The sequence below is a fragment of the Streptomyces sp. RLA012 genome (assembly GCF_056270325.1).
The window spans coordinates 4,864,515-4,888,855 of sequence record NZ_JBWDPA010000002.1 but is presented as its reverse complement, the minus strand read 5'-3'; the positions used below and the strand labels follow the sequence as shown (position 1 = coordinate 4,888,855).

The 24,341-nt window shown below is 69.9% G+C and carries 29 protein-coding genes and 3 pseudogenes; 17 read left to right on the top strand and 15 right to left on the bottom strand.

The window, feature by feature from the left end:
• Nucleotides 1–39: 39 nt before the first annotated feature.
• Nucleotides 40–455, bottom strand: a pseudogene (locus tag RV986_RS22230) (hypothetical protein).
• A 122-nt stretch (nucleotides 456–577) separates the two neighbouring features.
• Between RV986_RS22230 and RV986_RS22225 the strand changes: the two are divergent.
• Together RV986_RS22225 and RV986_RS22220 are read left to right on the top strand one after the other, a co-directional pair.
• A complete protein-coding gene (locus tag RV986_RS22225; RefSeq protein WP_475919074.1) occupies nucleotides 578–1,522 on the top strand; it encodes a helix-turn-helix domain-containing protein in 945 nt (314 codons plus the stop codon).
• On the top strand, nucleotides 1,479–1,604 hold the full coding sequence (locus RV986_RS22220) for a DUF397 domain-containing protein (protein WP_475924375.1): 126 nt from the start codon (nucleotides 1,479–1,481) through the stop codon (nucleotides 1,602–1,604). Before RV986_RS22225 ends, RV986_RS22220 begins: the two co-directional genes overlap by 44 nt.
• A gap of 47 nt (nucleotides 1,605–1,651) precedes the next feature.
• Here RV986_RS22220 and RV986_RS22215 read toward each other — a convergent pair whose 3' ends face one another.
• The 5 genes and pseudogenes from RV986_RS22215 to RV986_RS22195 form a co-directional block, all read right to left on the bottom strand.
• Entirely contained in the window at nucleotides 1,652–2,134 is a 483-nt protein-coding gene (locus RV986_RS22215; RefSeq protein WP_475919073.1) for a hypothetical protein, read from the bottom strand.
• Nucleotides 2,135–2,195: 61 nt separating this feature from the next.
• On the bottom strand, nucleotides 2,196–2,891 hold the full coding sequence (locus RV986_RS22210; RefSeq protein WP_475919072.1) for a class I SAM-dependent DNA methyltransferase: 696 nt from the start codon (nucleotides 2,889–2,891) through the stop codon (nucleotides 2,196–2,198).
• An 86-nt stretch (nucleotides 2,892–2,977) separates the two neighbouring features.
• A complete protein-coding gene (locus tag RV986_RS22205) occupies nucleotides 2,978–3,205 on the bottom strand; it encodes a hypothetical protein (protein WP_475919071.1) in 228 nt (75 codons plus the stop codon).
• A gap of 127 nt (nucleotides 3,206–3,332) precedes the next feature.
• Nucleotides 3,333–3,617 (bottom strand): annotated as a pseudogene (locus tag RV986_RS22200) (cytosine permease); the annotation flags it as partial.
• A 144-nt stretch (nucleotides 3,618–3,761) separates the two neighbouring features.
• Complete coding sequence (locus RV986_RS22195; protein WP_475919070.1) at nucleotides 3,762–4,259, bottom strand: PLD nuclease N-terminal domain-containing protein; 498 nt, start codon at nucleotides 4,257–4,259, stop codon at nucleotides 3,762–3,764.
• Between the two features lie 88 nt (nucleotides 4,260–4,347).
• On the opposite strand from RV986_RS22195, the gene RV986_RS22190 reads away from it, so the two are divergent.
• Both RV986_RS22190 and mqnP read left to right on the top strand, forming a co-directional pair.
• Nucleotides 4,348–5,805: a menaquinone biosynthesis decarboxylase gene (locus RV986_RS22190; RefSeq protein ID WP_475919069.1), complete on the top strand. Its 1,458-nt coding sequence runs from the start codon at nucleotides 4,348–4,350 to the stop codon at nucleotides 5,803–5,805.
• Nucleotides 5,802–6,704, top strand: a complete 903-nt coding sequence (gene mqnP, locus RV986_RS22185) for a menaquinone biosynthesis prenyltransferase MqnP (RefSeq protein ID WP_475919068.1) — start codon at nucleotides 5,802–5,804, stop codon at nucleotides 6,702–6,704. The genes RV986_RS22190 and mqnP overlap by 4 nt, the downstream gene beginning before the upstream one ends.
• A 16-nt stretch (nucleotides 6,705–6,720) precedes the next feature.
• Here mqnP and RV986_RS22180 read toward each other — a convergent pair whose 3' ends face one another.
• Nucleotides 6,721–7,017: a GntR family transcriptional regulator gene (locus RV986_RS22180; RefSeq protein WP_475919067.1), complete on the bottom strand. Its 297-nt coding sequence runs from the start codon at nucleotides 7,015–7,017 to the stop codon at nucleotides 6,721–6,723.
• A 159-nt stretch (nucleotides 7,018–7,176) separates the two neighbouring features.
• Here RV986_RS22180 and RV986_RS22175 point away from each other — a divergent pair, with 159 nt between their 5' ends.
• From RV986_RS22175 to RV986_RS22130, 10 genes and pseudogenes are all read left to right on the top strand, one after another.
• Entirely contained in the window at nucleotides 7,177–7,521 is a 345-nt protein-coding gene (locus tag RV986_RS22175; RefSeq protein ID WP_475919066.1) for a hypothetical protein, read from the top strand.
• A 62-nt stretch (nucleotides 7,522–7,583) separates the two neighbouring features.
• A complete protein-coding gene (locus tag RV986_RS22170) occupies nucleotides 7,584–7,946 on the top strand; it encodes a hypothetical protein (protein ID WP_475919065.1) in 363 nt (120 codons plus the stop codon).
• A gap of 197 nt (nucleotides 7,947–8,143) precedes the next feature.
• Nucleotides 8,144–8,248, top strand: a pseudogene (ubiA, locus tag RV986_RS22165) (4-hydroxybenzoate octaprenyltransferase); the annotation flags it as partial.
• Between the two features lie 46 nt (nucleotides 8,249–8,294).
• Nucleotides 8,295–8,867 (top strand): Uma2 family endonuclease, encoded by a 573-nt coding sequence (locus RV986_RS22160; protein WP_475919064.1) that lies wholly within the window; start codon nucleotides 8,295–8,297, stop codon nucleotides 8,865–8,867.
• A gap of 31 nt (nucleotides 8,868–8,898) precedes the next feature.
• A complete protein-coding gene (locus tag RV986_RS22155) occupies nucleotides 8,899–9,582 on the top strand; it encodes a UbiX family flavin prenyltransferase (RefSeq protein ID WP_475919063.1) in 684 nt (227 codons plus the stop codon).
• Nucleotides 9,583–9,746: 164 nt separating this feature from the next.
• Nucleotides 9,747–10,202: an Lrp/AsnC family transcriptional regulator gene (locus tag RV986_RS22150; RefSeq protein WP_365225601.1), complete on the top strand. Its 456-nt coding sequence runs from the start codon at nucleotides 9,747–9,749 to the stop codon at nucleotides 10,200–10,202.
• 59 nt (nucleotides 10,203–10,261) lie between these two features.
• A complete protein-coding gene (mqnE, locus tag RV986_RS22145) occupies nucleotides 10,262–11,425 on the top strand; it encodes an aminofutalosine synthase MqnE (protein ID WP_475919062.1) in 1,164 nt (387 codons plus the stop codon).
• 105 nt (nucleotides 11,426–11,530) lie between these two features.
• Nucleotides 11,531–12,085 (top strand): GNAT family N-acetyltransferase, encoded by a 555-nt coding sequence (locus tag RV986_RS22140; protein ID WP_475919061.1) that lies wholly within the window; start codon nucleotides 11,531–11,533, stop codon nucleotides 12,083–12,085.
• A 95-nt stretch (nucleotides 12,086–12,180) separates the two neighbouring features.
• Nucleotides 12,181–12,486 (top strand): DUF4229 domain-containing protein, encoded by a 306-nt coding sequence (locus RV986_RS22135; RefSeq protein ID WP_475919060.1) that lies wholly within the window; start codon nucleotides 12,181–12,183, stop codon nucleotides 12,484–12,486.
• Between the two features lie 42 nt (nucleotides 12,487–12,528).
• Nucleotides 12,529–13,242 (top strand): TetR/AcrR family transcriptional regulator, encoded by a 714-nt coding sequence (locus RV986_RS22130; RefSeq protein ID WP_475919059.1) that lies wholly within the window; start codon nucleotides 12,529–12,531, stop codon nucleotides 13,240–13,242.
• A gap of 82 nt (nucleotides 13,243–13,324) precedes the next feature.
• On the opposite strand, the gene RV986_RS22125 is transcribed toward RV986_RS22130, so the two are convergent.
• From RV986_RS22125 to RV986_RS22110, 4 genes are all read right to left on the bottom strand, one after another.
• Complete coding sequence (locus tag RV986_RS22125; protein WP_475919058.1) at nucleotides 13,325–14,617, bottom strand: DUF6716 putative glycosyltransferase; 1,293 nt, start codon at nucleotides 14,615–14,617, stop codon at nucleotides 13,325–13,327.
• Between the two features lie 215 nt (nucleotides 14,618–14,832).
• On the bottom strand, nucleotides 14,833–15,666 hold the full coding sequence (locus RV986_RS22120) for a MaoC family dehydratase (protein WP_475919057.1): 834 nt from the start codon (nucleotides 15,664–15,666) through the stop codon (nucleotides 14,833–14,835).
• 252 nt (nucleotides 15,667–15,918) lie between these two features.
• Complete coding sequence (locus RV986_RS22115) at nucleotides 15,919–16,569, bottom strand: response regulator (RefSeq protein ID WP_475919056.1); 651 nt, start codon at nucleotides 16,567–16,569, stop codon at nucleotides 15,919–15,921.
• Nucleotides 16,557–17,825 carry a sensor histidine kinase gene (locus tag RV986_RS22110; RefSeq protein ID WP_475919055.1) on the bottom strand — a complete coding sequence of 423 codons (1,269 nt, stop codon included), beginning with the start codon at nucleotides 17,823–17,825 and terminating at the stop codon, nucleotides 16,557–16,559. The genes RV986_RS22115 and RV986_RS22110 overlap by 13 nt, the downstream gene beginning before the upstream one ends.
• A 170-nt stretch (nucleotides 17,826–17,995) precedes the next feature.
• On the opposite strand from RV986_RS22110, the gene RV986_RS22105 reads away from it, so the two are divergent.
• Nucleotides 17,996–18,427 carry a hypothetical protein gene (locus RV986_RS22105; RefSeq protein WP_475919054.1) on the top strand — a complete coding sequence of 144 codons (432 nt, stop codon included), beginning with the start codon at nucleotides 17,996–17,998 and terminating at the stop codon, nucleotides 18,425–18,427.
• Nucleotides 18,428–18,535: 108 nt separating this feature from the next.
• Here the strand turns inward: RV986_RS22105 and RV986_RS22100 are convergent, their stop codons facing one another.
• Nucleotides 18,536–18,790, bottom strand: coding sequence for a DUF397 domain-containing protein (locus tag RV986_RS22100; RefSeq protein WP_475919053.1), 255 nt, complete (start codon nucleotides 18,788–18,790; stop codon nucleotides 18,536–18,538).
• Entirely contained in the window at nucleotides 18,787–19,650 is an 864-nt protein-coding gene (locus RV986_RS22095) for a helix-turn-helix domain-containing protein (RefSeq protein WP_475919052.1), read from the bottom strand. The genes RV986_RS22100 and RV986_RS22095 overlap by 4 nt, the downstream gene beginning before the upstream one ends.
• Before the next feature lie 133 nt (nucleotides 19,651–19,783).
• On the opposite strand from RV986_RS22095, the gene RV986_RS22090 reads away from it, so the two are divergent.
• Nucleotides 19,784–20,206, top strand: a complete 423-nt coding sequence (locus tag RV986_RS22090) for an ATP-binding protein (RefSeq protein ID WP_475919051.1) — start codon at nucleotides 19,784–19,786, stop codon at nucleotides 20,204–20,206.
• A gap of 191 nt (nucleotides 20,207–20,397) precedes the next feature.
• Nucleotides 20,398–22,302, top strand: coding sequence for an AMP-dependent synthetase/ligase (locus RV986_RS22085; RefSeq protein WP_475919050.1), 1,905 nt, complete (start codon nucleotides 20,398–20,400; stop codon nucleotides 22,300–22,302).
• A 34-nt stretch (nucleotides 22,303–22,336) separates the two neighbouring features.
• Here the strand turns inward: RV986_RS22085 and RV986_RS22080 are convergent, their stop codons facing one another.
• Both RV986_RS22080 and RV986_RS22075 read right to left on the bottom strand, forming a co-directional pair.
• Complete coding sequence (locus tag RV986_RS22080; RefSeq protein WP_475919049.1) at nucleotides 22,337–23,518, bottom strand: DUF6777 domain-containing protein; 1,182 nt, start codon at nucleotides 23,516–23,518, stop codon at nucleotides 22,337–22,339.
• 163 nt (nucleotides 23,519–23,681) lie between these two features.
• Nucleotides 23,682–24,335 (bottom strand): response regulator transcription factor, encoded by a 654-nt coding sequence (locus tag RV986_RS22075; RefSeq protein WP_475924374.1) that lies wholly within the window; start codon nucleotides 24,333–24,335, stop codon nucleotides 23,682–23,684.
• Between the last annotated feature and the right edge of the window lie 6 nt (nucleotides 24,336–24,341).

The window sequence follows — 24,341 nt, the reverse complement described above, 5'->3', positions numbered from 1 at the left end:
GTCAGCAGGTGTGCGTGCGCGTGCGTACGGCAGCCGCTGTCACCCCGGGGGCACGGGGTGTCCGTGGCTGCCCGGGTGGCGCTGGTGGCGACGCAGAAGGACGTTGGCGTCGGTCTCCGCGCTGGCGTCCGAGCGGGCGCGGGCCTTGTCGCGCAGTACGGCGAGTTCCGTGCAGACGGGGCAGCCGGGGACGGGGACGGGTGGGCGGCTGATGTCGTTCTGTGGCTGCTGGTTCGTCACCGTGTCCGTCCCGAACGCTGGTTGGCCGCCTTCACTTCCGCGCTGAGCCGCTCCTCCGCGGTCGCCGGCCGGATCGACTCCGGGTCCGCCTGCCACTCCCGGCCCCCGCCGACGGGACGGAGCATCGCATACGGACCTGCTTTGTCCCGGTATTCGCCCACCTTGCACCTCTGTGGGTCATACACCAGTGTCCCCGGCTCCCACTGCTCGGGCATGCTCACTCCGTACACTCATGATTACTCTGGGTGTATCGAGCATTGCTGAGGGGAATGGTCCGTATCAACGCCCGACGCGTGCGCATGGGGTTTTGGCACGGAGGGGGACGGAGGGGGACGGTGTGACGCGACGCAATGCCGAGGCGGGATCGGGGGTCAGCAACGCGGTGTTGTTCGGGGAGATGCTGCGGCACTTCCGCGAGACGGCGCTGCTGACGCAGGAGGGGCTGGCGAGGGGGATCCCCTGCGATCGCTCGCACGTGGCGCGGGTGGAGGCGGGGACGCGGGTACCGCAGGACACGTTCGCGAAGAAGTGCGACGAGGTGCTCCGCACGGGTGGGGTGTTGGTGCGGTTGTGGGGGCGGATCGACTGGTATCCGCAGGTCCAGCATCCGGATTGGTTCGAGCGGCGGGCCGAGATGGACGCGGTGGCAGTTGCCCTGCGGGCGTATCAAGAGCGGGTCGTCCCCGGGTTGTTGCAGACGGAGGACTATGCGCGGGCACTCTTCTCACCAGTCACGAGTGTCGAGGAGGTCGAGGAGCGGGTTCGGGCGAGGATGAGTCGGCAGCGACGTTTCCTGGCGGATGACGGACCGCTGTACATCGCTGTACTCGATGAGAGCTGCCTGCGCACCGTGGTGGGTAGTGGGGCTGTCATGCGTGACCAGTGCGCCCGGCTGCTGGCCGTCGGTCAGTGCCCCAACGTCCGTATCCAGGTGGTCCCGGCGGACCGCCCCGGGCTCGACCGACCCAACGCTTCGATGTCGCTCATCAAGCTGCCCGACGGACACGAGTGGGTCTACTCGGAGTCGTTGGACTGTGGCCATTTCAACGATGATCCGGCCGTCTATACGCGCCACAGCCAGACCTATGATGTGCTCAGGGCTGACGCTCTGTCGGCACGTGAGTCTGCCGCTCTGATCAGCGAATTGATGGAAGGGTACGGCCACCATGGACAGGCACCAGCTGAGCGCGGCGACGTGGATCAAGAGCAGCTACAGCGGCTCCAACGGCGGCGACTGCATCGAAATAGCCCCCGGCATCCCCGGCGTCGTCCCCGTCCGTGACAGCAAGAGCCCCCACGGCCCGGTGCTGCTCCTCGGTCGTACCGCCTGGTCTGTGTTCGTGTCGGCGCTCCAGCCCTCGTGAGAAGGCCCGGGACACGAGGTCCCGGGCCCTTCAGACGGACGCGTGGACTACGCGGCCGGTGGTGTTCCCACGGTCTCCCGCAGCCACGCGTGGTCGCGCAGTTCCGGATGGGCGGTGCTGATCAGCCGGAACGCCTCGGTCTTCGCGCGGGCGGTCAGCTGCTGCAACTCGGGCCACGTCAGCCTGGCCACGCGCGGGGGCCAATCCGTCGTGAGGGTGATGGAGTCCCCGTCCCGATTGAAGGCGTACACGTGTTGCGTCAGGCTGGCCTCGACCGCGATGTCATTCTGGGTCTCCAGCATCGTCGTGGCGTAGTGCAACATCAGCGCGAAGTCGACCACGGGTAGTCCCGACAGGCGCACGCTGAGGTCCACGCCGTGGACGACGAGCCGCAGATCCGCCTGGAAGAGTTCCAGACAGAAATCGGAGTTCGTCAGTTCCGGGTGCTCCGGCCGGTCCGGTTTCTCCGTCGGCCAGCTCGGGTCCCAGGAGGGGTCCTCGGTGCGAGGCTCGAAGGCGAAAGTGATCATCTTTTCTTCCTGCTTGGCGGCCGGCTGGGTGCCGATACCGGGGTCCCGTTGCGCCAGAAGTTCAGATCCCCGCATCCGGCTTGCGCGCCAGGACGAAGGCCTGGGGGGTGTTCTCGCGGGAGTCGGCCTCGCGGACGAGGCGGGCGACCTCCGTGAGCCCGGCCTCGCGGAGGAGTTCGGCGACGCGCTCGGGCGGGAAGCGGTAGACGTCGAGGTCCAGGTCATGGCCGTACGCGTGATCGAGGTGGACGCGTTCGTCGCCGACCTTGTAGGCGAGGAGGAGGTGGCCGCCCGGGGTCAGCACGCGGTGGAACTCCGCGAAGAACACCGGCAGTTCCTCCAGCGGTGTGTGCACGGTGGAGTACCAGACTAGGGCCCCGGCGAGTGAGTCGTCCTCGATGTCGAGGCCGGTCATCGTGCCCACCTCGAACCGCAGACGCGGATGGCTGCGGCGGGCCACGGCGATCATCTCCGGCGACAGATCGATCCCGTACGCGTCCAGCCCGAGTCCCTCCAGGTGAATCGTCACCCGTCCCGGTCCGCACCCGAGGTCCGCGACCTGCCCGCCCCCACCGGCCCGCACCTTCTCCGCGAAGGCGGCGAGCATGGCCCGGTCGAAGGGCTTGTTCTCCAACTCGGCCTCGAGGAGCTCGTTGTAGTCGACGGCGACGGTGTCGTACGACGCCCTGGTGGCGTCCGGACGAGAGGCGATGGGGTGAGAGGAGGTGGAGTGAGAGGAGGTGAGGTGAGAGGTCATGGCGGTGGAGACTAGCCGTGGGGACCGACACTCCGGTCGGCGTCCGTGACCGTGGTCGCAGCGGGACCTTCGAGCCGTGCGGGCTGCTACGCGACGTTGGCTTCCTTGGCCAGTCGGCGGGCTCGTAGCGCGCGGGCCACGGTGTGCACGCGTATGGCGGTGAAGACGAGGACCAGGGCGCCGAGGCCGGCCATGGCCCAACTCCCGTCCCGGGCAGCCGCGTAGAAGAGGAAGCCGCTGAAGGGGATGCCGAGGGCGATGTACACGGGCTCGCGGACCCAGAACGGGAGGGTGCGGAGAAGGAGTCCAAGCATGCGGGCCACTTCATCAGGTTCATGCCAGCGAGTGCTGTGACGGAGGCCACAGTTCCGGCAGTGGGAGTCCCCTTCGGCTCGGTGTTCGCAGACACGTCAGCCGCCTGCGACGCGAGGGGCGAACCGTTCAGTCCGTACGAGGCGCCCGTCGCAGCAGCGCGTACAGGCCCGCGCCCACCGCGAAGCCCACCAGGCAGGTGATGTCGCCGAAGGACGCCCAGTGCTTCGGCACCCAGCCCACGTACTTCTCCTGGTTGGAGAAGAGGGGGACCGAGACGGCGACGCCGATCAACAGGGCCGCGATGCCCGGCCAGTTGGTGAAGGCGCGGTCGCCCAGCCGCTGGGTGAGGTCGCCGTCCGGCGTACGCGCCCGCAACCACCGCTCCACCAGCACCACCCCCAGCCACGGGCTTGTCGGCGTACACCTTGTACGGGGCTCCTACGGTCTTGTACCAGCGGCGGCAGGCCTGGACAGGTGTGTGACAGGCGCGTATCGGCGGAGCCGATGGGGTCGTCGGCGGGACGCCCCGCCGGGCTGTGGCTCGGCCCCGACCCCTCAGGACTCGTCTTCGGACGTGCTCCGCTGTTCGCGCCGGCGCAACTCGTCCTCGCGGCGCCGCAGGTCGGCCTCCCAGTCCTTCAGGAGCGCCTCGTCCGTGGAGGCTTTGGTGTCCTCGACGTCCTCGATGTCTTCGATGCCCTTGGCGTCCTTGGCATCCTTGGCATCCTTCGTGTCCTTGGTGTTCCTGGCGGACGCCGTGTCGGTCTTGAGGGAGTTCAGGAACTCGGGGTTGTCGTCGGGAGCGACGTACTGCGTGCGCTGGTTGTCGCGGTGTTGCTCGGAGGGCGTGGCGCCGCGGGTCAGGCCCCTGCCGACCTTGCCCGCGACGAGCCAGGCGACCGGTCCGACCAGAACTTCGCCGAAGAGCAGGATGATGATCACCCACACCACCTTCGGCAGGCCCCGGACCTCTTCCTCAGGCGTGTTCAGACAGTCGATGAACGCGTAGATCCACAGCGCCAGGAGCAGCAGGAACGGCAGATACCTGAGCATCGCGGATCGATCCCCCAGTGAACGACGGCGGGGCGGCACGGGCCCCCGGTGACGGGCACAGGGTAGCGGGTGGCCGATACTTGGACCCATGGCTTATGACGATCTTCGATCCCTGCTGAGGGCGCTGGAGCGCGAGGGCGACCTCAAGCGCATCAAGGCCGAGGTGGACCCGTATCTGGAGGTCGGGGAGATCGTCGACCGGGTGCAGAAGGCGGGTGGGCCCGCGCTGCTTTTCGAGAATGTGCGCGGGTCCTCCATGCCGCTCGCCATGAACGTGTTCGGAACCGACCGGCGGCTGCTGAAGGCCCTCGGCCTGAAGTCGTACGGCGAGATCAGCGAGAAGATCGGCGGCCTGCTCAGGCCCGAACTCCCGCACGGCTTCGTCGGCGTCCGCGAGGCCTTCGGCAAGCTCGGCGCCATGACCCACGTACCGCCGAAGAAGGTGAAGTCCGACAACGCGCCCGTGCAGGAGGTCGTGCTGCGCGGCGAGGACGTCGACCTGGACGCCCTTCCGGCCCTGTTCACCTGGCCCCAGGACGGCGGTTCCTTCTTCAACCTCGGGCTCACCCACACCAAGGACCCCGAGTCCGGGATCCGCAATCTCGGGCTCTACCGGCTCCAGCGCCACGACAGGCGCACCATCGGCATGCACTGGCAGATCCACAAGGACAGCCGCAACCACTACCAGGTGGCGGCGAGGAGGGGAGAGCGGCTGCCGGTCGCGATCGCCTTCGGATGCCCGCCCGCCGTGACGTACGCCTCCACCGCCCCGCTGCCCGGTGACATCGACGAGTATCTCTTCGCCGGGTTCATCCAGGGCAAGCGGATCGAGATGGTGGACTGCAAGACCGTTCCGCTGCAGGTGCCCGCGCAGGCCGAGGTCGTGCTCGAAGGGTGGCTGGAGCCCGGGGAGATGCTTCCGGAGGGGCCGTTCGGCGACCACACCGGGTTCTACACACCGCAGGAGCCCTTCCCGGCACTGACCATCGACTGCGTCACCATGCGGAGGCGGCCGTTGCTCCAGTCGATCGTCGTAGGCCGCCCCCCGACGGAGGACGGACCCCTGGGGCGTGCGACCGAGCGGTTCTTCCTCCCCCTGCTGAAGATCATCGTGCCGGACATCGTGGACTACCACCTCCCCGAGGCAGGCGGTTTCCACAACTGCGCGATCGTCGCGATCGACAAGAAGTACCCCAAGCACGCCCAAAAGGTGATGCATGCCGTCTGGGGGGCGCACATGATGTCCCTCACGAAGCTCATCGTGGTCGTGGACTCCGACTGTGACGTCCACGATCTGCACGAGGTCGCGTGGCGGGCCCTCGGCAACACCGACTACGCCCGTGACCTGACGGTCGTCGAGGGCCCGGTCGATCATCTCGACCACGCCTCCTACCAGCAGTTCTGGGGCGGCAAGGCAGGCATCGACGCGACGAGGAAGTGGCCCGAGGAGGGCTACACCCGGGACGGGGGATGGCCCGAGATGGTCCTCTCCGACCCGGAGACGGCGGCGACGGTCGACCGCCGTTGGAAGGAGTACGGGCTGTGAGTTCAGCTTCCGCGGCGCTCCCGCAGCCGGGCCGCACCAAGGCGTTTCTGCGCCTCGTCATGATCGAGCACTCGGTGTTCGCGCTGCCTTTCGCGTACATCGCCGCCCTGACCGCGATGTTCGAGACGGACGAGAACATCCACTGGTGGCGGCTGCTCCTGGTGACCGTCGCGATGGTCGGCCTGCGCACGTTCGCGATGGCGGCGAACCGGATCATCGACCGCGAGATCGACGCCCGCAATCCCCGCACGGCTCATCGCGAGCTGGTCACCGGCGCGATGAGCGTGAAGCACGCGTGGACGGGCGCGCTGGTCGCGCTCGTCTTCTTCCTGGGCGCCGCGGCCCTCCTGAACCCCCTGTGTCTGGCCCTCGCCCCCATCGCGGTGATCCCGATGGTGGTGTACCCGTACGGCAAGCGGTTCACGAACTTCCCGCAGGCCATCCTGGGTCTCGCCCAGGCGATGGGCCCGATCGGAGGCTGGCTGGCCATCTCCGGCGAGTGGTCGTGGGACGCCGTCGTCCTGGGCCTCGCGGTCGGGATCTGGATCGGCGGCTTCGACCTGATCTACGCCTGCCAGGACGTCGACACGGACCGCGAAGTCGGGGTCATGTCGGTACCGGCGCGCTTCGGCATTCCGGCGGCGATCTGGGGGGCGCGCGGCTGCCACGTCGTCACCACCGCCCTGTTCGCCTGGTACGCCGTCGCCACCGACGCGGGCGCGTTCTTCTGGTTCGGCCTGCTGATCGTCGCGGGCGCGTTCCTCTACGAGCACTCCATCGTCAAGCCGCACGATCTGTCCCGGCTGAACCGCGCGTTCTTCCAAGTCAACGGATTCATCGGTATCGCCCTGTTCGTGTGTGCCCTGCTCGATCTGCTGGTCCGCGGGCTGACTGTGTAGACGACGACGCCATGCGTCAGTCGGTGCTCTCGTTCTCTTCGGGGATACCGGCTGGCGGCTGCTCTACAACGAACGAACCCTTGCCGCGCACGGTGACGATGAGCCCTCGCTCACGGAGTTCCTGTGCGGCACGTCGTGCGGTGAGCCTCGCCACGCCGTACTCGTCGGCGAGGTGGTTCTCCGAGGGGATCGGCCTGTCCGGTGCAAGCTCCCCGGACCTGACCTTGCCGGCGATGATGTCGGCCAGCTGGACATAGAGCGGTCTTGCGCTCATCGGGTCCAGGGGAGACTCGGTTTCCTCTGCATCGCTCATGTGTCCAACGTAGGCATGCCTGGACCTGCACGATTGAGTGGATCCCTCTGCACTTGTATGTAGAGGGCTGCATTCAGGTGTAGCCTCGCAAACGACAGCACCCCGGCGAGGCGGTCCAGGCCTCCCGGGGCATGGCCAACGCTTACGAGGAGCGTCGACATGCGCAACCTTATCCGCCGTACCGCCCGCCGACTGAGTCGTCTGCTCGCCCCGGGCACCGGAACCCATCGTGCGGGCCCCCGGCCCACCCGACGGCCGGCCCTCTCCCGCCTCGCCGCCGTATCGCACCACCCCGCATGGCCCTCCCTCCCCCTCCACCGCTCCCCCTACGGCCTCGACCTCCCCCTCGACGGCACCGCGACCCGTCTCGTCCGCCCCTACCTCACCGCCCACGAACAGGAACGCGCCCGCCAACGGCGCCGCCGTGCCGCCCTTGTGCTCGCCGCCGACTTCGGGATCGACCTCGACCAGCATCTGATCGGCGCGGGGCAGGCGGCCGCCTGATGGAGCGCACGGAACCGACACGGCAGATGAAGCCGACGAGGTCGCCGGAACCGGTGGAGCCCGTGGAACCGGCCCGAGCCCTGGCCGCGCTTCGCCTCCTGCCCTGGCTGTCCCCGGAAGGGAAGCCGTGCCATCTCTCGCCCGGCAGCAAGGGCGGGTACCTCTCGCGTCTCGCAGACGCGATGGAGGCGCAGCAGTTGGCCGCGGGCGCGGAGGTCATCGGGCAGGCCCGACAGGTACTGGACGACCCCATGTCTCCGTACGCAGAGGTGCGGTACGCCGCTCTCCGGCTCACCGAGTGCCTCGGCGACGTCCTGCGCGTTGCCGAGTCCCGCGGCCTGCGCCTTCCCGCACCGGACACCGAGGACGCGGGAGAGGCAGGCACCGGCGGCGGGGAACCGGACGCGCCGGGGACGGGCCGGTGAGCCCGCGTGCCGTGTACCAGCGCGTGGGGCACACCGTCCGGCACGCCCCGGAGGGCGGGGTGCGCGGTCGGGTCCCCGGGGTGTGCGGGAAGCGGCCCAAGACCGGGCGCTGCGGCACACCGGGCTGACCGGGCACGACCGGTTCCGCCGGGCTGTGACGACCAGGCCTGCGTGACCCGCGAGGAGTGGCGCGCGCCCTGTCCCGCCTGAACAGGGCGCTTTTCAGCGTCAACGGGTTCATCGGGATTGCCCTGTTCGGGTGTGCGCTTCTCGATCTTCTGGTTCGGGGTCTCACCGGGTGATTACGGTGCGGCCTACCATCGAGGGCAGGACACCAGGGAGGCCGCCGTGACCGTCTCGGACCTTGACCGCCTGCACTCACAGCTCAGCAAGCTGGAGGACATCTTCCCCGGCTATGTGACGGAGATTGTCGAGGGAAGCATCGTGATGAACCCGGTCAAGCCGTTCCACGGGAAGACCATTCAGCGGCTGTGGGCCCTCGTGGAGGACCAGTTGCCGTCCGGGTGGGCCCTGGTGAGTGATGTGGCCTTTCCGTTCGACGACGACAACGAGTTCTGCCCCGACCTCGCAGTCATCCCAGCCGAAGCGGAGGCCGAGAACCGTAGCGCGTACCCGCCCGACCTGATCGAATTCGTCGCCGAGGTGGTGTCTCCGAGCAGCATCCGCCGTGACTACGAGGTGAAGCCCCGCTGGTACGCCTCCCGTGGCATCGCCAACTACCTGGTCCTCGACCCGCTCAAGGGCCACTGTGTGACGATGTGGAACCCCGGCCCCGACGGTTACCGAGGCCGCGACACGGTCCCGTACGGCACCGACCTGACCGTCGACTCGCCGCTGGGAAAGCTGACGCTGGCCACCGCGCGGCTGCCCGTGGACCCGACGGTGCGCGACCAGTCCTGAGTCCGCGTCGGCCCGCCGGTAGGCTCAGGGTGTGAACGCAGGAGAAACACAGCGTCGGCCTTGGATCGTGGGGGTGTCCGGCGCGTCCGGTACGCCGTACGCCGCCGCCGTACTGCGTGCGCTTCTGGCGGCGGGGGAGAGCGTGGACCTGGTGGTCAGCCGGGCCTCGCGGCTCACGCTGCTCGACGAGACGGGGATCTCGTTCCGCGACGCCCACTGGCAGGGCGACCTGCGGGAATGGCTGGCGCGGGGCGCGGACGGCAAGCCCGGCACCTTCGACGCCTTCGAGGGGCGCCTGGACGCCGTACGGCACTGGAGCGCCGGTGACCTGGCGGCGGGGCCGTCCTCGGGCTCGTACCCCTCGAAGGGCATGCTGATCGTGCCGGCCTCGACGGCCTGCGTGGCCGGAGTCGCCCTGGGGCTGTCGAAGGATCTGCTGCAGCGCGCGGCGAGTGTGACGCTCAAGGAGGGGCGCAAGCTCGTCGTCGCCGTCCGCGAGACCCCGTTGAGCGGGCAGACGCTGCGCCACCTGGTCTCCCTGGACGACGCGGGCGCCACCGTACTGCCCGCCTCGCCGGCGTTCTATGCGGGGGCGACGCACATCCAGGACCTGGTGGACTTCGTCGCCGGGCGGGTGCTGGACGCGGCGGGTGTCGAGCACACGCTGTACCGCCGGTGGGAGGGCGAACTCGGCGGCGGCTCCCGGGCGACCTGAGGGCCGCCTTGGGTAGCACCTCGGCCGGCACCACTTGAGCACGACGGACGACGACGGACGACGACGGACGACGACGGACTACGACTGAGCACGACCGAGTACGACTTGAGCACGAGCGCACCACACACGACCCACACACACTTCAGCGGAAGGCTAGCGATCGCATGGACGCGGTGGACAGGCAGCTCATCCAGGCCCTGAGAGAGAACGGCCGGGCCTCCTACGCCGAGCTGGGGCGCCTCGTCGGTCTGTCGGGACCCAGCGTCACCGACCGCATCAACCGGCTGGAGGCGGCCGGTGTCATCACCGGCTACCGTGCCACCGTCGACTCCGCCTCGCTCGGCCTCGGCGTCACCGCCCTGATCGGCATCTCGCTCTCCGACGCGGCCGACCACGAAGACGTGGCCCACCGGATGCGGGACCTCGGCGAGATCGAGGACTGCTGGTTCATCGCGGGCGACGACTCGTTCATGCTCAAGGTGCGCGCGAGTGATGTCGACGGCCTGGAGAAGACCATCCGGCGGCTGTCCGGGACGAAGGGCGTCTCCCGGACCCGTACGACGATCGTGCTCTCCACGAAGTGGGAGAACCGGGTCGGAGAGCTGCCCGAAGAGGGTTAGAGGGGTGGGCGTACGGTTTATGAAGTCCGTCTTGGTCTGTCGTGGAAAGAGGTAGAGGCATGGACGTCGGGCTCAAGCGCGAGCTGGAGCAGAAGGTTCGAGCCGGTGAGCGGCTGACCCGCGAGGACGGCATCGCGCTGTACGAGTCGGACGACCTGGCCTGGCTGGGGGGGCTCGCCCACGAGGTGCGGACGCGGAAGAACGGCGACGTCGTCCACTTCAACGTCAACCGTCACCTCAACATGACGAACGTGTGCACCGCGTCCTGCGCGTACTGCTCGTTCCAGCGCAAGCCGGGCGAGAAGGACGCGTACACGATGCGCATCGAGGAGGCCGTCCGCCTCGCCAAGGCGATGGAGAACGACAGCCTCACCGAGCTGCACATCGTCAACGGCCTGCACCCGAACCTTCCGTGGCGGTACTACCCCCGGTCGCTCAGCGAGCTGAAGAAGGCCCTGCCGAACGTCTCCCTGAAGGCCTTCACGGCGACGGAGATCCACCACTTCGAGACGATCTCCGGGCTGAGCGCGAGCGAGATCCTCGACGAGCTCATCGACGCGGGGCTCGAATCCCTCACCGGCGGCGGCGCGGAGATCTTCGACTGGGAGGTCCGTCAGCACATCGTGGACCACCGCACGCACTGGGAGGACTGGTCCCGCATCCACCGGCTCGCGCACTCCAAGGGGCTCAAGACCCCGTGCACGATGCTGTACGGGCACATCGAGGAGCCCCGCCACCGGGTGGACCACGTGCTGCGGCTGCGTGAGCTGCAGGACGAGACCGGCGGCTTCCAGGTCTTCATCCCGCTGCGCTACCAGCACGACTTCGTGGACATGAAGGACGGCAAGGTCCGCAACAAGCTCCAGGCGCGCACCCAGATGGCGACCGGCGCCGAAGCCCTGAAGACCTTCGCCGTCTCCCGCCTTCTCTTCGACAACGTGCCGCACGTCAAGGTCTTCTGGGTGATGCACGGCGTGCAGACCGCGCAGCTCGCCCTGCAGCACGGCGCCGACGACATGGACGGCTCGGTCGTCGAGTACAAGATCACGCACGACGCGGACAACTACGGCACGCCGAACAAGCTGACCCGCGAGGACCTGCTCGACCTGATCCGCGACGCCGGGTTCCGGCCGGTCGAGCGGAACACGCGGTACGAGATCATCCGCGAGTACGAGGGCCCGGACCCGGCGCGCCGGGAGGCGCCGCAGCCGATGCGGGTCTGACGCTCCGCGGCCGATGCCGGTCTGCGGCTCCGCGGCCGATGCCGGTCTGCGGCTGCGCGGGCCGGCTTCGGTGGCCCCGACGGCCACGTTCTACCCTCGGTGGCTGTGCCACTGACTTTCACCCTGTTCACCGAGGCCCGTTCCGCCGAGGGCGCGAAGCCGGCCCACCCCCTGCCCGACCAGTTGCTCACCCTCTGGACGGATGTCACCAACGCGGGCGGTGCGGTCGGCTTCGTGCCGCCGGTGACCCCCGCCGACATACGCCCCCGCGCCGAGGCCCACCTCGCCGCGATGGCCGCGGGCCGCACCGAACTCCTCGCCGGGTTCACCGCCGACGGCCGGCTCGCCGCCACCGCGTTCCTCGCCCTGAACGACCACCCCCTGATGGGCCACTGGGCCTGGCTCTACACCGTCATGGTCGACCCCGCCCTCCAGGGCCGGGGCCACGGCGCCGACCTGCTCCGCGAGGCCGAGGACCGGGCCCGCGCCCGTGGTCTGGAGGGCCTGCGCCTCACCTGCCGGGGCGGGGAGGGGCTGGAACGCTTCTACGCCTCCCGTGGCTACAAGGAGATCGGCCGGGCGCCCGACGCGCTCCGTGTCGCGCCGGGTGACGACCGCGACGAGATCACGATGCTGCTGCCCCTGCCGCGGGGCGGCTGAGGCCCCCCTGCGTGATGCGCCGTACCGGCGTGCTTCACTGGACGGTGCCCTTTGGGAACGTTCGAAACGGATTCGGAACGGAAGAGTGGATTGACATGGGCCGCTACACACTGATGCGCCTCGGCGTCTTCGCAGGCTGCCTCGTGGTCGTCTGGGGCCTCGTCTACTCGGGTCTCGCCCCGCGCGGTCTGGGCGACTCCAACTACATGTGGGTCGTCCTGCTGGCGCTCGTGATCTCCGCGCCCATCAGTTTCGTCGTCCTGCGCAAGGAGCGCGACCGGGCCTCCGCCCAGGTCGTCGCGCGCGTGGACCGCATGAAGTCCAACCTGGAGGAGAACCGCAGCCAGGAGGACGGCGTGGACGACGCCGCCCGCGGCGGCGTGCAGGGCCAGACCTCGTAACGCTGTGCCTGGCCGACGGCGGCCGATCGTACGCTTGCCTGTATGGGTGCTGTGAAGAACAAGCGGATGCCGCGCGCGGTACGCGAACAGCAGATGCTGGACGCCGCCGTGCGGACCTTCGGGCAGCGCGGTTACCGGTCCGCGTCGATGGACGAGATCGCCGATCTGGCGGGCGTGTCCAAGCCGTTGGTGTATCTGTACCTGAACTCGAAGGAAGACCTCTTCACCGCCTGCATCCGGCGCGAGGCGGCCGCGCTGACCGCGGCGGTCCGGGCGGGCGTCGAGCCGGGCCTGCCCGCCGACCGCCAACTCTGGGAAGGCCTGCGGGCGTTCTTCACGCACACGGCGGGGAATCCGGACGGCTGGTCCGTGCTGCACCGTCAGGCGCGTACGCACGGCGAGCCGTTCGCGGCGGAGGTCGCCGTGATGCGCGAGGAGCTCGTCGCGTTCGTCACCCAGCTGATCGTGGTCGCCGCGCGCGATGGGGGTACCCCCTGCTCGAACGGAGTTGAGAGCTTGGCGGAGCACCGCGACCCGTCCTTGCCCGAGCGGGAGGTCGCCGGGCTCGCCGAGGCCCTGGTCGGCGCCGCCGAGTCCCTCGCGGCCTGGTCCAACGCCACGCCGGGCGTCACGGCCCGACAGGCCGCCGCCACCCTGATGAACTTCGCCTGGGCCGGACTCGGCAACCTCATGCAGGGCCGGCCGTGGTCCCCGTCGGCCACGGAGATCCCGCCTCAGCCCTCCGCGGAGGTCTGACACCCGACCGGCACGGGGGTTCTCTCCGCGTCGGTCGGGGTCGGTCGGGGTCGGTCGGGGTCCGGTCGGGGTCCGGTCGGGGTCAGTTCTGGCCCCAGCGGCGCAGGGCGGGGGCGACCTTCTCGCGGCCCACGCGGTAGAGGGACTTGGCGCTGCTGCGTGCGGCCCGGCGGACGACCGCCCGCAGCGGGCTCGCGCCGCCCCCGCCCGGCGCGAGGGCCAGCGGCCTGCCCTTCTCGTCGAGACCGTTGCGCTCCAGGATGCCGCAGAGATACGCCCCCGCGCGCTGCAGCGAGTAGTACGGCCGCAGCGCGGGCAGCCGCCCTGCCGCGCTCAGCGCGGCGACCCGGGCGCGGGCGGCTGCGTACGGATCGGTCTTGCCGATGCCCTGCCGTGCCGCCCACACCGGGTCGACGCGGGGCAGCCCGCCCGCGTCCAGGTCGTCCCAGGACGCGAGGCAGCCGGAGTGCACGAAGTAGTGGTTGCCGTGCGCCTCGCGGACCCCGAAGTCGGTGAGGATCGCGGTCGGGATGCCGCGGTGCATCGACTCCAGGGCGGCCGTCGAGCTGACCGTCACCAACAGGTCGGTGCGGTCCAGGACTTCGCCCATGTTGCCGTAGACCAGCCGCAGGTTGGCCGGGGCCGGCTCGGTCAGCTTCTCGATGAGCACCTGGTACGGATCGGCCTCGACGTGCGTGGTGTGTTCGCCCGGGAGGCTGCGCAGTTTCATCAGCACCTGTCGGTCGGGATGCCGTCGCGCGTGGGCCGCCGCCCGCTCCAGCAGCTTGAGCCGGGACTCCCGGCCCTTGGGGACCGACGGCTGGACGGCGAAGGTGAGCGTGAAGGGCCGTTCCGTGGACGGCACATACGGCTCGCCGCCGAGGAAGGGCAGCGCGCACTCGACCACCGAGTCCGGATCGACTCCGACACTCGCGAACGCGGAACGGAAACGGTCCGCGTCGTACGCGCTGTTGGCGAGTACGAGATCGGTGCCGGCCCGGGTCATCAGCCCGTCGACCATCTTCTCGTACACGACCCCGACATACCCCGTGACCGTGACCGGCCGCCGCTCCCGCCCCTCCCACGCGATCCCCAGGCTGTGGGCGAGTGCGAGTGTCGTACCGCCCACGGTGGCCAGGACGACCACGTCGGCCGCGGCGAGCTCCTCGTCGTCGACCAGTTCGGCCGCCGTGACCTCGCGCCGAGTGTCCGGCACGATCCCGATCTCCGTCAGCTGGCGCTCCGTCGGGGTGGCCCGGGTGCGCAGGAAGACCGCGTCGAGGGCGTGCTCGGGAGCGATCTGCCGGGCGACGGACGCGCCCCACTTCCAGCGGGTGTCGGAGTCGGCGAGTACGGCGATACGTCTGGGGGGCATGGTTCAGGAGCCCTTCCTGGCGACGGTCGGGGGGTGGACCGAGGCTAGGAAGGGTGTCTGAGGGTGGGATGAGGGGCTGCTTGAAGGCACCTTGGGTCACTGGGTGCGCCCTGTGAGAGCATTCTCAACGTGGCTTTTTCACCTGGGAGTTGATGACGACGGGTGTCCGCGGCGAGGCCTTCCGTCATGCGGTGTTCGCCCGAAGTTCACTTGTTTCACGCGCGGAGCGGCCGTACGTCGCCGGTCAGATGGACCCGGTCGCCCGTGCGGAGCTCGAACGAGGGGCCCCGTGCGGCGTACGTCACCGTCCCGGGCAGCAGCACCGGCGTCCTGAACTCGGCCCGCACTCCCACCGCTTGCTGCGGCCCGTACTCGGCCAGGCAGCGGGCGACGGTCCACATGCCGTGCGCGATGGCGCGCGGGAAGCCGAAGAGGCGGGCGGTGAGGGGGTGCAGGTGGATGGGGTTGCGGTCCCCCGAGACGGCACCGTACCGCCGCCCGACGTCACCGCCGAGCCGCCACTCGGCACGGAAGGGGAGGGGCTTGGCGTCGTCTGACTCCGGCGGGGCCTTGGACGTCGACTCCTCGGTCGCCCGGTGCCGGGCGAGATAGGTGCTCCTCGACTCCCACACCGGCTCGCCGTCGACCCTCGCCTCGGTCAGCACGACGGCTTGTGTCCCCCGGCGGTGGGGCGCCAACTCCGCGACGCGTACGCCGAGTTCGTACGTCTCCGCGGCGGCCGGTGGCTGCCGCTGGGTGATCTCGATCGAGGTGTGGACGAGCCCGAGCAGCGGTAGCGGGAACGAGCGGCTCGCCATGATCCGCATCGCGAGCGGAAACCCGAGAACGTGCGGATACGTCACCGGCAGCGCGTCCGCCCCCGTCGCGAACCCACAGACCCGCTCGTACGTCGCGAGCCGCGCGAGGTCGATACGGACACCGGGCAGCGTGAGACGGGTCGGGGGGACGGGGGCGTCGGGGCGGGGCCGTTTGAAGGGGGAGAGGAGTGCGCCTCGGGCGAGGACAGAGGTCAGGTGGCGGTCGGCCATGGTCCAACTCCCGGCTCGGATGTATTTACTCCGGAGTCAGGTTACCCAGGGTAAGAGCACGTCAATACCTGCCCGGGTACAGGGTCACCACGGCCGGCGTGGCCGCTGTGATGAGGAGCGCGACGGTCAGGCGCAGGAGGTGCATGGTGTTCCCTCGCTCGGTGTGTCCCGTCATCACGGTGACGGGTGCCGAGACGTCGAGGTATCCCGAGAACTAAGGGGGTGTCCGAACGAGCCTCTGCGGTCGCGGCATCAGGTCTTCGCCACGTCGAGGAAGCGAAGGACAGCCAGCACTCGGCGGTGGTCGGCGTCCGCCTTGGGCAGGTCGAGCTTGGTGAAGATGCTGTTGATGTGCTTGGCGACCGCGCTCTCGCTGACCACGAGTTCGGCCGCGATCCCGGAGTTGGACCGGCCGCCCGCCATCAGCTCCAGCACCTCGCGCTCGCGCTGCGTCAGCCGGTCGAGTGGATCGCTGTGGCGACGCATCAGCAGTTGGGCGACGACCTGCGGGTCCAACGCGGTGCCGCCGGCCGCCACCCTGCGTGCCGACTCGGCGAACTCCTCGACGTCGGCGATCCGCTGCTTGAGCAGGTAGCCGACGCCGGACGTGTGGGCGGCGAGCAGATCGGCCGCGTACCGCTCCTCCACGTACTGCGACAGCAACAGCACGGAGGTGTCCGGCCACTGCCGGCGGATCATGAGGGCGGCCCGTACGCCCTCGTCGGTGAAGCCGGGCGGCATGCGGACATCGACCACGGCGATGTCCGGCCTGTGCTCTTCGACCGCCGCCAGCAGCCGTTCCGCGTCGGCCGCCTCGGCGCACACCTCGAAGCCGGCCATCTCCAGCACCTTGACCACCCCGATCCGCAGCAGGACGGAATCCTCGGCGATCACGGCGCGCACGGCAGCTCCACGGTGACAACGGTCGGGCCCCCGAGGGGGCTGCGGCAGGAGAACGTGCCGTCGACGGACGCGACGCGCTTGGCGAGTCCGGTGAGCCCGGTGCCCGAGGCACCCGAAGGATCCGCGCCTCCCACGCCGTCGTCCGTGATGGCGATCAACAGTGTCCCCCTCGTCTGCTCGACGGTCACGTCGGCCCGGGACGCCTGGGCGTGCTTGACCACGTTTGTCAGGGTCTCCGAGATCACGAAGTACGCAACTGCCTCGACGGTGGGCGACGGACGCCGCCGCAGGCTCACCGACAGACGCACCGGTATGGGGAGGCGCGCGGCGACGCCGGAGAGGGCGGCGTCGAGCCCGCGGTCCTCCAGGACCGCCGGATGCAGGCCACGCACCAGGTCGTTCAGCTCGGAGATGGCCTCCTTCGCCTCGCGGTGCGCCTCGTCGATCACCTTGCGGGCCTCCTCCGGCAGGTCGCCGAGGGTGGCCTTGGCGAGGCCGAGGTTGACGGCGAGCGCCACCAGGCGCTGCTGTGCGCCGTCGTGCAGGTCGCGCTCGATCCGCCGCCGCTCGGCGTCGGCCGCGTCGACCACGCCGGCGCGACTCTCGGCGAGGTCCGCCACCCGTCGGGTCAGTTCCTCCTCGCGGCTCGGCCCGAGCAGCGCGTTCGCGGCGCGGGTGTCGACGCGGGTGAGTGCCTTCGCCAGCCAGGCGGTCGCGTAGAGCAGGGCGACGCCGGCGGCGGTGACATACGCCGCCTTCACCGAGTGTCCCGCGTTCTCCCCCCGCCACTGCCACGGGGTCACCCAGAGCCACACGTAGATCGAGGCCGCGGCGGCCCCCGCTGCCCACAGCACCAGCACCGCCAGACCGCCGAGCGCGCACAGCGGGCCCGCGAGCAGGTGGTAGCGCAACTGGCGGCGCCCCAGGGCCGAGCGCAGCCACTGCCGGATGCCGTGCCGTCCGGGCCGCTCCGCCAGGCCCGCGGGCGCGGGCACGACCACGCCGAGCCGCTCGCGGAAACGGGCCCGTTGCACCCGGGTGAGCAGCGGGCCGGCGAGCACCACGGCGGCTGACGGCACCACGACGGCCACCGTCACGGCCCACAGCGCCGCCGGCACGAAGTAGATCCATGGCAGCGCCAGGACCAGCAGCACTCCGAACTGGATCGCGATGCCGGCGGAGTGGAACGCGATGGCGCGGCCCGCGTCCCCGAACGGCCGCAGCAGGAAGTCCGGTTGCCACCTTTTGAAGAGCATGCCCGAACAGTAGAACCGCTGGTCACCGCCGGGCCATGACGTTTCTGCCCGGGGCCGGGGTGCACTTTTCTTCACCCCAGGTCGGATATCTGGGTGACTGACGACGCCTGGGTGCGCGGCGGAGGCTGGAGGCCGTGAAGCGGAGAGCACACGGGAAGGGGAGCGAGAGCATGCGACAACTGGCCTCACACACGGAGCGGGAGGAGGCCGGGGCTGAGCCGGGCTCGCGGCTGGTCGGCCGGGTCGGGTGGCTGCTGGTGGTGTGCGGAGTCGCTCTGCTGCCCTGGCTGTACGTGCTGGCGACCGGGCTGCCGGACACCGCGACGGCAGCGCACTGGCCTGTCGCCTGGGTGGGCCTCGACGCGCTGGAGGCGGCCGGCCTGATCGCCACCGGCGTCCTCGCTGCCGGCGGCGACCTACGGCACCCCGTGACGGCCACCGCGACTGCCACCCTGCTCGTGATCGACGCCTGGTTCGACACCACGACCGCGACCGCGGGGAGCGACCTCGCCACGGCGGTGGCGATGGCGCTCTGTGCCGAGCTGCCGCTGGCCACGCTGTGCGGGTGGCTGGCGCTCCGGGCGCTGGGGGAGCGGGCATGAGGACCGCGTCAACGGGCATCCTGCCCGAAAACGAGGTGCGGGACCCAGCGCCCGATCTGGGCGGACAGGGCCGCGCCGAGTTCCGCCGCGTTGGTCGCGTCGTCCGCGTCAGGGGCCCGCAATCCCGGGCCCGGCGGTGAGGAAGGCGGACCAGGTGGTGGGGGAGAGGGTGAGGTGGGGGCCGGTGGGGTTCTTGGAGTCGCGGAGGTGGATGGTGTGGGGGCAGACGGCGACCTCCACGCATTCACCGCCCTCGCCGTCGCTATAGCTCGACTTGCGCCAGGCGTAGGCGACTTCGAGGCATTCGCCGCCTTCGCCGCCGCTGTGGCTGGACTTGAACCAGTTGAGTTGTTGGCTGCTCATCGCTCCCCCAACTTTTTTTCGATCAGGGCCCGGGACTCCGTAGGCGGGAGGGCCATCGCCCGCATGATCCCATAGCGGTCGGCGATCTTCCGGACCTCTTGTACGTCGGTGATGAGCCTGGGATACCCCTGAACCTCTGTGTAGGCCACCTGCGGGTGCCGTTGAGGCGTCAGCAGATTGAACGCGCCGCCCATGTTGGGGTGGTCCTCGATGCCTGTCGGCATCACCTGGATCTCCACGTTCCGCATGCTGCCGATATGCAGCAACTGCTGCAACTGCCCTTGACGTACGGCGCGACCACCGGTCGGCCGGTCCAACACCACTTCCTCCAGCACGTAGCTGCACATGGGGGCGGGCCACTTGGCGAAGATCTGCTGACGTGCCAGCCGGTCGGCGACGCGCTTCTCGATGGTCGCCTCGTCGAGCAGCGGCCGTCGGCGGGAGAACATCCCCCGCGCGTAGTCCTCCGTCTGCAACAGCCCCGGCACCCCCTGGTTGGCGTAGAAATGCAGCTCGACCGCCTCCGCCTCCAACCCCGCGTAGCTCCGGTACCACTCGGGATGACGCGTCCGCGCCTTCTTCATCGCCTCCCTGACCTCGGGGATCGCCTGCTTCAACAGGCCCCCGGCGTCGAGGAGTTCGTCCGCCTTTTCCAACAGCTCGGGCCGAGTCACCCGTACGCCCCGCTCCATGGCGGAGATCGCGTCGGGCCCGTACCCCACCGTCTGCCCGAACTCCTTCTGCGTCAGCCCCGCCCGCTCGCGCAAGAGCTTCAGCATCTTGCCGAGCGCGGTGAACAAGCCCGTCGTCCCCTCGGCCTCCGCCGGTGTCTCCGGCCTCCGGTCGGTCTCTTCCGTCACGTACGCCACCGCCTTCACACGCTCACCGCCACGGCCGACAACCCGCACACCCCGCGCACCGTACCCGTACGGCTACACAGCGTCGCCGGGTCGCTCCTGGTCAGGGTAGGACGAGCCGACCACGCTCGGTGAGGTGAACTCTCGAATCTCCACCCCCACCGGCGAACTGAGCCAGCGCCTCAGCTCCACCCCGCGCGGCGCCCGCCTGGCCCGTCACCTCACCGCACACCAACTCGCCGAGTGGGGATTCCCGCACGGCAGCGACGTGAACGACACCGCGCAGCACGTCGTGGCCGAACTCGCCGCCAACGCGGTCACCCACGGCCGCGTACCCGGACGCGACTTCGAACTCCGCCTGCTGCGCCTCCCGGAGGACACGCTGCGCATCGAGGTGAGTGACACGCGCGGTGACCGGCGGCTGCGGTTCGGTGCGGAGGGGGTGGACGGTGAGGGAGGGCGGGGTCTGGTCATCGTGGCCCTGCTCGCCCCCGCCTGGGGCGTCGCGGACCGTCTCGTCGGTAAGACGGTGTGGGCCGAACTGTCCTTGGAGATTTAAGTTTTACCCTGGGTAACTCGCACCCCGCCCGCCCCGAAGACCCACAAACCCCACACTCCGGCCCCGTACGATCCGGTCACCCCCACCCCGTACAGAACTCGTATGAACCCCTCACACCCCCGGCCCGTATGAGACATAGCGTCCCCAATCCGCCTCATGCCGCCCGGGTCCGGCAGCCAAGGAGCCGCCCCATGTCCAGTCAGTCCGGCCTCTACCCCTCCGAACCCTCCCTCGTGGAGCCCGAGATCAGGCGGCTGGACGGAGTCGTGCGAGAGGTGTCCGTGCCGCCCCTCGTCGGGCAGGTGACCCACGGCTCGCTCGCGGACATCCCGTTCGACAACGCGGCTGTGGCCCCCGAGGAGGTGGTCCTCAGCCGCAAGGACCCCGACGGCGACTGGGCGGACGTGAGTGCCGCCGAGTTCGCCGCGCAGGTGCTGGCGGTCGCGAAGGGACTGATCGCCGAGGGCCTGGTCCCGGGCGACCGCATCGCGATCATGGCGCGGACGACGTACGAGTGGACGCTCCTGGACTTCGCGGCCTGGGCGGCCGGCCTCGTCACCGTCCCCGTCTATCCCACCTCCTCCGCCTTCCAGGTCCGCTGGATCCTCCAGGACTCGGGAGCCGTCGCCCTCGCCACGGAGTCCGTGGCCCAGGCGGCCGCGCTCGGCCCGGAACGCGACCGCATCCCCGACCTGCGGCACATGTGGGTCTTCGAGAAGGGGCACGTGGAGCGGCTGGCCGAGCTGGGCCGGGACGTCCCGGACTCCGAGGTCGCCGTACGCCGCGGGGTGCTCGGCCCCGACACGCTCGCCACCCTCATCTACACCTCGGGCACGACCGGCCGCCCCAAGGGCTGCGCGCTCACCCACGGCAACTTCTTCGCCGAGATCGACAACGCGATCGAACTGCTCTACCCGATCTTCAAGGCGAAGACCTCCGACGCCGCGTCCATGCTTCTCTTCCTGCCCCTCTCGCATGTCTTCGGGCGGATGGTCGCGGTCGCCTGTCTGCGCGCGCGGGTGAGACTCGGCCACGCGCCGAGCCTGCGGACGGAGGATCTGCTGGCCGACCTGGCGAGCTTCAGGCCCACCTTCCTGCTGGCCATCCCGTACGTCCTGGAGAAGGTCTTCAACACCGGCCGGGCGACGGCCGAGAAGATGGGCCGCGGGTCCTCCTTCGACCGGGCGGCGCGCATCGCCTGCGGCTACGGCGAGGCGGTCGAGGCCAAGCAGCACGGCACCGGCTCCGGACCCTCGCGCTCGCTGCGCGCCGCCCGCGCCGTCTACGACCCGCTGGTCTACCGCCGTATCCGCAACGCGCTGGGCGGCAGGGTCCGTTACGCGATCTGCGGCGGCTCCCCGCTGGGCCGCCGCCTCGCCGCGTTCTACGCGGGCGCCGGCATCGAGATCTACGAGGGCTACGGCCTGACCGAGGCGACCGCCGCCGCCACGGTCACGCCCCCGCTCAAACCCCGCCTGGGAACGGTGGGCTGGCCGATCCCCGGCACCCGGGTACGGATAGCCGGGGACGGCGAGATCCTGCTGAGCGGGGAGCAGATCTTCCGCGGCTACTGGGAGCCGAACGCGGGCGGAGTCGTCGACGCGGCCCCGGACGGCTGGTTCGCTACCGGTGACATCGGCGAACTGGACGACGGCGGCTACCTCACCATCACCGGCCGCAAGAAGGAGATCCTGATCACCGCGGGCGGCAAGAGCGTGGCCCCCGCACCCCTGGAGAACTGGCTCCGCTCCCATCCCCTGATCGCCCAGTGCATCGTCCTCGGCGACCGCCGCCCCTATGTGACCGCCCTGATCACCCTCGACCAGGACGGCATCACCCACTGGCGCCAGATGATCGGCAAACACCCCGTCCCCCCGGAGCTCCTCCTCGACGACCCGGAGCTGACGGAGATCATGCAGCGCGCGATCGACGAGGCCAACAAGCTCGTCTCCCGCCCCGAGTCCATCCGCCGCTTCGCCGTCCTCCCGGTGGACTTCACGGAGCAGGCGGGCCATGTGACCCCGACCATGAAGCTCAAGAGGGCGGCGATCGAACGCGACTTCAGCGCGGAGATCGAGAGTCTGTACGTGCGGTAGCCGCCCGTGCGGCGCGGGCGGGGACCATGAGGGGCTAGGGGGTCGTACCGCCGAAGAATTCACCGCCGTTGGTCCCACCACCGTTGGTCCCACCGCCGTCGGCGCCCGGAGTGGTCACACCGTCGGTGGGTGTGCCGGTCACTTCGCCGCTCGGGCCCCCGCTGCCCGCGGTCGAGGTGTCGGACGGCGTGGACGAGGGGGTCGTGTCCGTCGGCTCCGCGGTCCCGTCCGTGGCCACCGTGACGGTCACCTGGGAACCCTGCTCGGCCGGCTCGCCCGCCGCCGGACTCTGGTCGAAGACCGTGCCCTGCTCGGCCGTGTCGGACACCCCGTCGGTCACCAGCACGGTGAAGCCGGCCGCCTCCAGGATCTGCTGCGCCTCCTCGGGAGACTTCCCCGCCACATCGGGTACGTCGACCGTGCCGTTCGAAGGCTCGATCGGTACGGACTTGTCGGCCCCGCCTTCCGAACCGGCCTCCCGCTCCACCCCCTTGTCCGGGTTCTCGACGTCGACCAGCACGTACGTGTCGACCTTGTCCTCCTTCGGCGTGGGATCGACCTTGACGGACTTGCCGGAGTCGTACGACGTCCACTTCTTGACCCGGCCCTCGAACTTGACGTCGGCCTCGTCCACCTGGTGCTCGAACGCGCCGAGCGGGTTGCCGCAGCTGCACTGCACGACCGGCTGCCCGTGCAGGTCGACCAGCACGGCGATACCCGCTTCGAGCAGGGCGTCGAAGACGGTCGCCCTGCCCTTCTTGGAGCTGTAGTCGTGGTTCTTCACCAGGGTGTCGTTGCGCAGCAGCACCGGCGTGAGATCTTTGACGAAGCCTTTGATCATGTTGAGGTCGATGCCTTGTGCGTCGGCCCATGCCAGGGCCTTCTTGCGGTTCTCGGGCCGCAGGAGGAAGTCGATCAGCTTGCCCTTGTCGCAGCTCGACTTGTTCCGCGTGCCTCCGTAGAGGCCTTCCTGGTTGCCCTTCTTCACCCCGCCCGCCAGGGCGTCCAGCGCCTCCCCGCCCAGGAGGTCCAGGCCCAGCTTGAGCCCCTCCTTGAAGAAGGGGGAGGCGGTCGGGACTCCCCGGGCCACCGCCCTGACCGCGACCCTGCTGCCGGCCTTGGCGGCGAAGCTGCACCCCGTGGCCACCAGCCCCATGCACATCAGTATCGCCGTGAGCAGCACGGCTCCGCGCCTGATCCCCCGTACACGCTTCATTCGCGTTCTTCTCTCCTCGTCGCGACGTCCCCCGGGCGCAAGGGTGTTGAGCCCATCAACCGACTGTCGCGCGGCGGGCGGGCTGCGCACATCGGGGCTGGCACGGGCGCGGTGTTGTGGACAGCACGGAGGCGCGCGGCGGCCGTGGTCGCTGTGCTGGTTGCTAGGACCGGGTGGACCGCAGATAGGTGAGCGCCGCCAGCACCCTCCGGTGGGCGTCGGGTTCGTCGCGCAGGCCCAGCTTGTCGAAGGTGTGGGTGATGTGCGCCTCGACGGTGCGCTCGGTGATCACCAGGCGGGCGGCGACGGCCTGGTTCGACAGGCCTTCGGCGACCAGGGCGAGGACCTCGCGCTCGCGCGGGGTGAGCGCGGCGAGCGGGTCGGCCGCGCGAGGGCGGTTCATGAGGCGCGCGACGATGGTCGGGTCGACGACCGTCTCGCCGTCCCGGATGCGGCGCAACGCGTCGATCAGGACGACCACGTCGAAGACACGGTCCTTGAGCAGATAGCCGACCCGTTCGGGCCGCTCCGCGATCAGCCGCAGGGCGTAGGCCGGTTCGACGTAGTGGGAGAGCACCAGGACGCCGGTCTCGGGGTGTTCCTCAAGGATCCGCTGGGCGGCGACGAGCCCCTCGTCGGTGTGGGTGGGCGGCATCCGGATGTCGACGATGGCCGCGTCGGGGCGGGTCGACCGGACGCTTCTGAGGAGCCCGTCCCCGTCCTCGCTCTGGCCGACGACCTCGATCCCGGCCTCGTCGAGCAGCCGTACGATGCCCTCCCGCGTCAGCATCGAGTCGTCCGCGACCACGACCCGCATGGCACC